General features: G+C 46.3%; 6 protein-coding genes. 1 reads left to right on the plus strand and 5 read right to left on the minus strand.

The features are described 5' to 3' along the window. Positions 1–10 precede the first annotated feature (10 nt). From R7041_RS12670 to moeA, 3 genes are all read right to left on the minus strand, one after another. On the minus strand, positions 11–2,116 hold the full coding sequence (locus R7041_RS12670; RefSeq protein ID WP_258512689.1) for an LruC domain-containing protein: 2,106 nt from the start codon (positions 2,114–2,116) through the stop codon (positions 11–13). Between the two features lie 176 nt (positions 2,117–2,292). Beyond that, the gene (moeB, locus tag R7041_RS12675) at positions 2,293–3,042 is read right to left on the minus strand and encodes a molybdopterin-synthase adenylyltransferase MoeB (protein ID WP_025767919.1); all 750 of its coding nucleotides are present in this window, start codon (positions 3,040–3,042) and stop codon (positions 2,293–2,295) included. A 9-nt stretch (positions 3,043–3,051) separates the two neighbouring features. Next, on the minus strand, positions 3,052–4,287 hold the full coding sequence (gene moeA, locus R7041_RS12680; RefSeq protein WP_033906385.1) for a molybdopterin molybdotransferase MoeA: 1,236 nt from the start codon (positions 4,285–4,287) through the stop codon (positions 3,052–3,054). Positions 4,288–4,574: 287 nt separating this feature from the next. Between moeA and folE the strand changes: the two genes are divergently transcribed. Continuing rightward, positions 4,575–5,228, plus strand: a complete 654-nt coding sequence (gene folE, locus R7041_RS12685; protein WP_005373478.1) for a GTP cyclohydrolase I FolE — start codon at positions 4,575–4,577, stop codon at positions 5,226–5,228. Between the two features lie 45 nt (positions 5,229–5,273). Here the strand turns inward: folE and R7041_RS12690 are convergent, their stop codons facing one another. Together R7041_RS12690 and clcA are read right to left on the minus strand one after the other, a co-directional pair. Then, positions 5,274–6,221 (minus strand): TDT family transporter, encoded by a 948-nt coding sequence (locus R7041_RS12690; protein WP_064369354.1) that lies wholly within the window; start codon positions 6,219–6,221, stop codon positions 5,274–5,276. Positions 6,222–6,482: 261 nt separating this feature from the next. Next, complete coding sequence (gene clcA / locus R7041_RS12695) at positions 6,483–7,886, minus strand: H(+)/Cl(-) exchange transporter ClcA (protein WP_005373473.1); 1,404 nt, start codon at positions 7,884–7,886, stop codon at positions 6,483–6,485. Positions 7,887–8,209 lie beyond the last annotated feature (323 nt).

The raw sequence follows: 8,209 nt of genomic DNA on the forward strand, positions 1-8,209 counted from the left end.
TGTTATCTCCCTATGGAATGTAGCATTTGTTAGGTGTTGGAGCGGTGTGCCAATCTGTGCTTAGTTCGCCACCAGACTCAGCCCAAGTTTGGAATTGAGGGTATGCATCGACCATGTCTACACGCTCTAGCGGCCAATCCCAATCTTCTACTATCAACAGTGCCCAAGGTAAGTTGTTTGCTGTTTTGAAGTACACACCTTGTGCTGGGTCACTTGCATCGACGCCGACACCGAAGAGGTTTTGGTCATCAAACTGTTCAGTTGGTGCTTGGTCTGCTAAGTGAACTTCCCATTTACGACCTGGCTGGAAAGTAATCCCGTCGCCATGGTAAGTCCCCGGTGTTGCGAAGATGAACGGGTCGTATGGCATGGCTTGAATGGCTGAACGGTCAGATCCTTCAGTGAAGTACACATTCAAGGTAAAGGTGAGTGAAACGTTATCATCACAGCCAGACTCGGTACGGAAGTAGCTACAGCTGCTCGCCGCGTGTGTGCTTAAGTCTTCACTGATGATGAAAATGGCTTCATCAGAAATACTTTCCAAGCCATTAGATGCTTGCTCTACACCATTGAAGGATAGCGTCGTTAATCCATTTTCAATCGAGCTTCTCAATACACCCGGTAGTCGGATTGCGAAGCCATTTTTGTAGCTTGCGCCGTAAGCCGCTAGGTCACCTGTAATCTGAATATTCTCAACATGACCAGCAAGACTGGTTTCAGTGATGCGGAATTTCACGACCACATCGTTCATATCGTAGTCTGCGGTGTATGGCCAGTTATCTTCGTAAGCGACGGTGGCGTAATCTTCTGCACTCGGGAAATATTCCACTGAGTAGCCATTACCAGTGATGGTAATTGGGTAATCTTCCACCTCACCAGATGTCGAACCACCATCGTAGTTTAATCCGGTTTGTTGGCTAAAGCGGAATCGGCTCCAGCTAGACCCTTCCGTTGCAGCGGTTGAAACGACAAACGGTAGGGGATTATTACCCGCAGACAGTAGTTGGTCAGTAAAGACTTGTTCGCCTTCATCATTAAAGTCACCATCGCGGTTCCAGTCAAACCATGCTGATAGGTAGCCAGAAGTGGAAGCCGTCACATTCACAATTGAACTTAAGCCTGGGTCAAGTGCGGATACAAAACCAACACCATCTTCATCAGCGGTGCCAACAGAGTTGTCGTTTGCTTGACCGTCGGCATCACCATCTGGCGCGACAGAACCAAGCCAAGTTACACCGTCCACCTCGTGGCGAGGACCATTTGACGCAAGTGTTGTGTGGTAGCTGTCTGGAGCATCACCAAAATCGATTGGCTCGTCTTCGTCAATCACTGGAGCATTTGCACAACGTGCGCCATCATTTTGGCTTGAGCTTGGACCGTTAGACACAAACTCAACCGCAGGAACGATACCTGCTGCGATATTGGCTGCGTTACCTTCCGAAAGGTCAACGCGATAGATTTTGCCATCTTGGTTACGTGACACGTAGTAGTTTCCGTTTACATCGAAGTAGCCAGCACCAAATGTGCCTTTCTCACCTGTGTCGCCTATCGCAGTCGTATTACCATTCGATGGGTTGAACTGGTACAGCACTCCAGAGTTATTGTCGATGCCGTAAAGGGAACCGTCGCCTGGATGGAATGCAAAGTCGGTTAGGTTCACAGTCGCTGTTGAACTAATTTTCACGATGCTCAATGTCGCATTTGGATCAGAATCGAGCGGAGAAAGGTCAATGGAGAAAAGTCCTTTGCCTTTGCGGTACAAGTAGTAGACGTGGTTGTAAACGTCACCTACGTAAAAGGTGTGGTCGGTTGGAAGACCCGAAACATTAAGCGTCTCTGCTTGGAAGTCTTGACCAAGACGAACAATCTTTTTGTTTGTGGTGTCGTAGCCGTAGATATAACGGTCAGTGAAGTTAAAGCCTACACCGTTGATGCCCGAAGCCAAACCTGTGTCGTCCTCTAAAAGAGTCGTAGAGCCTGTAACCAAATTGACGCCATAGATTTGAACCGGGGTTGATTGGAATAGGTATGCTTGGCTTGGGCACGTATCAAATGGCGCCGCTTGTGTATAAGCGCTCACTATTAGAGACCCAAGTAGTAGTGATGTCCTTTTCATAATTCGCCCTCTCATTGGTTCGTGATATATGCAATGAAAGGAATGTGCCAACTTTTAAATTGTTGAATTTTATGAAGTTAAAATTTGTAAGAAGAAGGGTTTTAAATCTGATTGTCAAAATGAGAAAAAAGCCCAACATCGAGTTGGGCTTTTTGGGAATGATTAGAGGTTTAGAACTAACTACAAACCGGACAGGTTGGCATTTTCATCAGATTCATTTCTCGCCAAGACATGCTGAGCGCGTCCAAAATCAGAATTTTGCCTTTCTTTGGTTGGCCGTAATCAGCAATCACTTTGATCGCTTCCATCGCTTGTACTGCGCCAACAATACCCACAACAGGCGCCATGACTCCGGCTTCGACACAACTTAACGCACCGCTGCCGAAGAGGGCACTTAAGCACTGGTAACATGGTTGTGCTGGATCATCGTAAGTAAACACACTCACTTGGCCCTCCATACGAATGGCCGCGCCTGAAATTAGCGGTGTTTTGGTCGCAAAACATAGGCGGTTAAGTTGATTGCGCGTATCGACGTTATCTGATGCATCGACAACAATAGTGTGCTGCTTAATCAGACTCTCTAACGCGGTATCATCAAGACGTTTTGCGATGGTATCTACAATAATGTGCGGGTTAAACTCACGCAGTGCATCGGCCGCCGAGTCTACCTTCTTACGACCAATATCCGCATCGTGGTGTAGCACTTGGCGCTGAAGGTTAGACAACTCGACGATATCATCATCAATCAGTGTGATTTTACCGACACCAGCAGTGGCCAAATATTGGCTTGATGCGCAGCCTAAACCACCAGCACCAAGCATCAATACTGATGCTTGTTTGAGTGCTTCTTGTCCTTCAAAGTCAAACTGACGAAGAATGATTTGGCGGTTGTAACGCAGCATTTCCTGATCGGAAAGAATATCCACAACGACTTCCTAGTAAAGGGTTGAGTTGAATAGTTGAATCTGAACCGTTTCGCCCACTTCAACTCGGCCGCGTTCACGTTCCAAGACAACAAAACAGTTCGCTAGGCTCATTGAGCGGAATGCGCCAGAGCTTTGGTTGCCCGTTGTTTCAACGACAAACTTGCCATCTTCCAATGTGTAGATACCACGTTGATAATCGGTACGACCTGGCGCTTTCTTAAATGCAGTTTTGGTTGTTGCTGGAATAGACTCGGGTGCTTTCCATTCTGTATGGCCTGCAAGTTTTGCCAGCATTGGTTGAACAAGCACGTACATAGTAAGAACTGCAGAAACCGGGTTACCTGGTAGACCACAGAACCAAGCTGTACTTAGCTTACCAAACGCGAAAGGTTTACCCGGCTTGATTGCTAGCTTCCAGAAACCGATCTCACCAAGTTCTTCAAGAATGTCTTTGGTGTAATCCGCTTCGCCGACGCTAACTCCACCAGATGTAACAACCACATCAGCCAATGTTTGCGCTTGTTCAAAGGTCGCTTTCAGAGTCTCTGGGCAATCTGGAATAATGCCAAGATCAACGGCTTCACAACCGAAGTTTTCAATAAGCGGTTTAATACCGTAACGGTTGCTGTCGTAGATCTGACCTTCGTCTAATGATTCGCCCAGTGGTTTAAGCTCATCGCCAGTAGAGAAGAAAGCAACTTTTGGCTTACGTACTACTGTCACATGGCTCACACCAAGAGACGCAATCATCGGAATATCGCGAGGTGTTAAACGTGCACCTTTTGCCAATACGATGTCGCCTTGCTTGATGTCGTCACCTGTTGGGCGGATGTTGTTTTGCGGCTTCACGTCAGTTTGATTGAACTGAATGCCAGCATCCGTCACTTCTGTGTTTTCTTGCATGATAACGGTATCACAACCCTGTGGGATTTTTGCGCCAGTCATGATGCGAACACAGGTACCTTGAGGCCATTCACCTTCAAAAGGTTGTCCTGCAAATGATTTACCTGCCAGAGGCAATACAGAAGATGACTCAAGATCTTGAATGCGAATAGCGTAGCCATCCATTGCTGAGTTATCGAATGGCGGTACGTGGATAGGAGACAAGATATCTTCTGCCAGTACAAAACCGAGTGCTTCAGCAAGTGGAAGAGAAAGCGTTGTTTGGATAGGTTTGATTCGCGATAACATTTTGTCCATCGCTTCTTCAATTGGCATCAAGCCAGGTGCGTCGCAGCAGCCCATTGAGAAAATCCTGTGTTCTTTTGTTTTGTGGCAACTTTACCATAAAAGGGGACTGAGTAAGAATGTCCACCTATAAAATATGGGTGTAATTATTCAAAAATCCGAGTATCCTTGTCAGCCATCCAAAAGGGGTAAAAAACCTGCGGAGCTCAAGAAAATCAGCTCAGTACCTTCATCTGATGTGACTTGGTGTAAAGACACGAACTGAGCAACTCAAAGCGAAAAGTATGAATGCAATTTTGATTGGGTTTGTACGAAGGCTGAAGTAAAACAAAAGAGGAAGTGGAATGTCAGGTCTTAGCGAGTCAGCGAAGTTAGTAAAAGAAGCGCTAGAGCAACGCGGTTTGGAAACGCCAATGCGTCCAAACAACGTAAGTCGTGAAGAGAAGAAAGAGAAGATCGAACACCACATGCGTGAGATCTTAGGTTTGCTTCAACTTGACCTCACTGATGATAGCCTAGAAGAAACCCCTCACCGCATTGCTAAGATGTACGTTGACGAAATCTTCTCTGGTCTGGATTACTCCAACTTTCCTAAAATCACGGTGATTGAGAACAAGATGAACGTGAGCGAGATGGTTCGCGTGAAGGACATCACAGTGACCAGTACTTGTGAACACCACCTTGTGACCATCGATGGCAAGGCTGCTGTGGCTTACATTCCACGTGGCAAGATCATTGGCCTGTCAAAGATCAACCGTATCGTTCGCTTCTTTGCCCAGCGTCCACAAGTTCAAGAGCGTATGACTCAGCAAATTCTTGTTGCACTTCAAACGTTGCTTGAGTCCGATGATGTGGCAGTGACGATTGACGCAACACACTACTGCGTGAAATCTCGCGGTGTGATGGATGCAACCAGCGAAACCACGACAACAGCATTGGGCGGTATCTTCAAAAGCAACCCAGCAACGCGTGCCGAGTTTCTGCACGGTTTACGTTAGGTAACCAAGCACTATTCTAAGAGGATGGCAAACGCCATCCTTTTTTTATGCTTGTTTAGAAAATGACTTCATGATTTCTGGCCAATACATTTTGACGTAACCTGCCGATACCCAAACAACCAATACAGTCGCGATACTGAGCTCTAGAAAACCAAAGTCGTGCAGCCAGTGCCAGTGAGGGTGCGATTCGGCAAAAAAAGAGGTTAAGCGATGCATTGCGATAGCGCTGATCACGGAAGGAAAGGTTACTGCCGCGATAGAAGGTTGAAACTTCAAGCGAAGTAAGCGGAAGTAACATAAGTAGATCAATAAAGTCATAGTGATGGCGATCCCTGCCAATGCGCCTGTTAGTATCGGATCAGGTAAGGGAAAGTTCACCAAGTATGCTGCTAATGACAAGTTTACCGGCGCGGCCATAATCGCGAGGGTCGGTCTTGCTCGCCTTGGTAGAGAGCCGAAAAACACTAAACGATACAACACGAGTGGCAGCATGAAGAAATAAATGCCGATGCACATCATCGCTAATGTTTCGGAGAATAAGTTGTGACCTAGTTGAGAACCGGCTAGTGAACTACTGATTAGCCCCACCGGATAAAGAAACCAACTCGGTACGATATTGGACATTTTGAAATTCATTAGCTGAAAGCTAAAAAACAGCACCATCATAGTAAAATGCAGCAAAAGCGCCATAAACCAAAGTGGATAAGCGATGATAGGTGCTACAGCGGCAAGATAATCTGCAAGGATCAGTAACGCCATACTCATTGGTGCCATTAAACTACCACTCAGCGGGTGACGAATGTCGACCATGAATAATCGTGGATTCGCGGCATATTTTATGAGTACAGGGGCGAGTAAAAGTGCGCCGAGTGACGCCAAAAATGGGCGTGTCGGTTCACCAATCTCAGGAACATAGAGTGCCCAAGCTTGCCCTAAACCCATCATACCTAGTGCCAACGCGGCTTGAGACGGCGGGACACTATAAAACTGCACAAGTCTTCTCCAGTTCAAATCTACTCCATTTGATTTTTGCCTGAATGAAACGAAACATGACGATTTGGATGAAATGCTCTATTTAAGTAGCGAATACTAACAAGTATGGAGAGGGGTTTCTCATGAAAGGTGGTGAGCAAATATCAGAGAATGATAATTTTGTGAGTTTGGTATCGAATATTTGGGAAAAGATGTAAAAATGCAGAGTTTATCGCTCCAAACCCTTCGATAGTCTGGAGCGAAGTGATAACAAAGAGAATGTTATGTTGATTGATTCTCCGGTAGATCCTGTTGGCGTAACTTTTCGTTTTTGATTGTGCGATGCAGCAGCTGGCTGTAAATAGGTTGTCCACCCAACAATTGAGCAATAATCACAGCGCCCAAACAAGTAATGATCAATGGCAGGATTAAGTAGTAGTTATTCGTCATTTCAATCACTAACAGAATACCTGTAATCGGTGCACGTACCGTTGCTGCAAACAGGGCACCCATGCCCGCAATCGCAAATACACCAGGCTCGATATCAAGCGCAGGGAGTAAGACATCAGCACTTGCTCCGAACGCATAGCCAAATAAGGTTCCCAGAGCAAGCATAGGTGCAAAGATGCCTCCCGGCGCACCAGAACCAAAACAGAGCAGGGTTGTAATTACGCGACCAAAGAAAAGCAAAACTAAAATAGATACCGAGTAGTTACCGTTAGTAATGTCAGGAATAAGGCCGATACCACCACCAGTTAGTTGGGGTACGTACAAAAGAAGCAAACCAAACACGCCTCCCAGTAGCGAACCCACAATCAAGTAGCGCTTACGATCGTTTTTGTGAATTGCGACAAAACTGTCTTGTGCCACGGTAATCAGTTTATTGAAGATCACGCCAAACACGCCAAACAATGCGCCAAGCAATAAAAACAGCCATAGGGTTTGAAGCTCTGGCGACTGGTATTGCGGCATAGTGATAACGGCGTCTTGCCCGTTGATGGCGCGAAACACTATGTTCGCCATAATGGCAGAAATGATCACTGCGCGAATTGAGATCAAAGAGTAGCGAAACTGAGGTCGCATTTCCTCCACAACGAACATAATGCCTGCGAGTGGGGCATTAAAGGCCGCAGCCAAACCGCCAGCAGCACCAGAAGCGAGCAGGGAGTGGCGGGTATCGTCATCCTTTACCCGGAATATATCGGTCACCATTCGACCAACAGCACCACCCATTTGAACGGTTGGGCCTTCACGACCAAGCACCATACCAGAGCCAAGTGCGCCCATGCCGCCGAAGAATTTTACTGGTAGCACGCGCCACCAGCGCACTGGACGAATATTATCCATTGCCCCTTCGATTTCAGGAATACCAGAGCCTGCCGCTTCTGGCGCAAAGCGGTGCACAAGAAAATAGCCAATAAAAGCTAAAAGTGCGCTAATGAGAACCGCTGCCAGCCACAATGGTAGAACATTACCAATTTCGCTTCTTAACCATTCTGTTCGTGTTTCAGAAACGAAATGAACGGCAAGCTCGAAATACGTACCGACAAAACCAGCCAACGTACCCACAATGGCGGCCATAATGAGAACAGAAAATGGTGTTGACCCTCGAGAGACAAACTGGTTAATCGCATCTTTCGGTACGTGCGCCAACACAGATTTCACAATTCTCTCGCGTTTGGTCATTAACAAGCTCTCCTGTTGCTGGGGGAAGGGACGAAAGAAAGTATACGCTTCGCAGAGTCTAGACCTAATCAATAAAGATGCAATTTAGCTTTTCACTATTGAGTGTTCGAAGTGTCGCGATATTATTCATTCACTCAGATTGTGCTATTGCTCTCATAATTTAGGATAAAAAACTTGTTTTTTGAGAAAAATGAACCATGCTTTAATTGTAAAGCAACATGACTGCTTCAGAAGGAGGGATGTGAGGTTTTACACACAATTTGGATGGATTCAAACCCTACGGTAAGTCCTCGTTTTATGTTCGGGATGCATCAATAGACATC

Origin of the sequence: Vibrio sp. 1751 (genome assembly GCF_033339895.1) — a bacterium.
GTDB classification, from domain to species: domain Bacteria; phylum Pseudomonadota; class Gammaproteobacteria; order Enterobacterales; family Vibrionaceae; genus Vibrio; species Vibrio alginolyticus.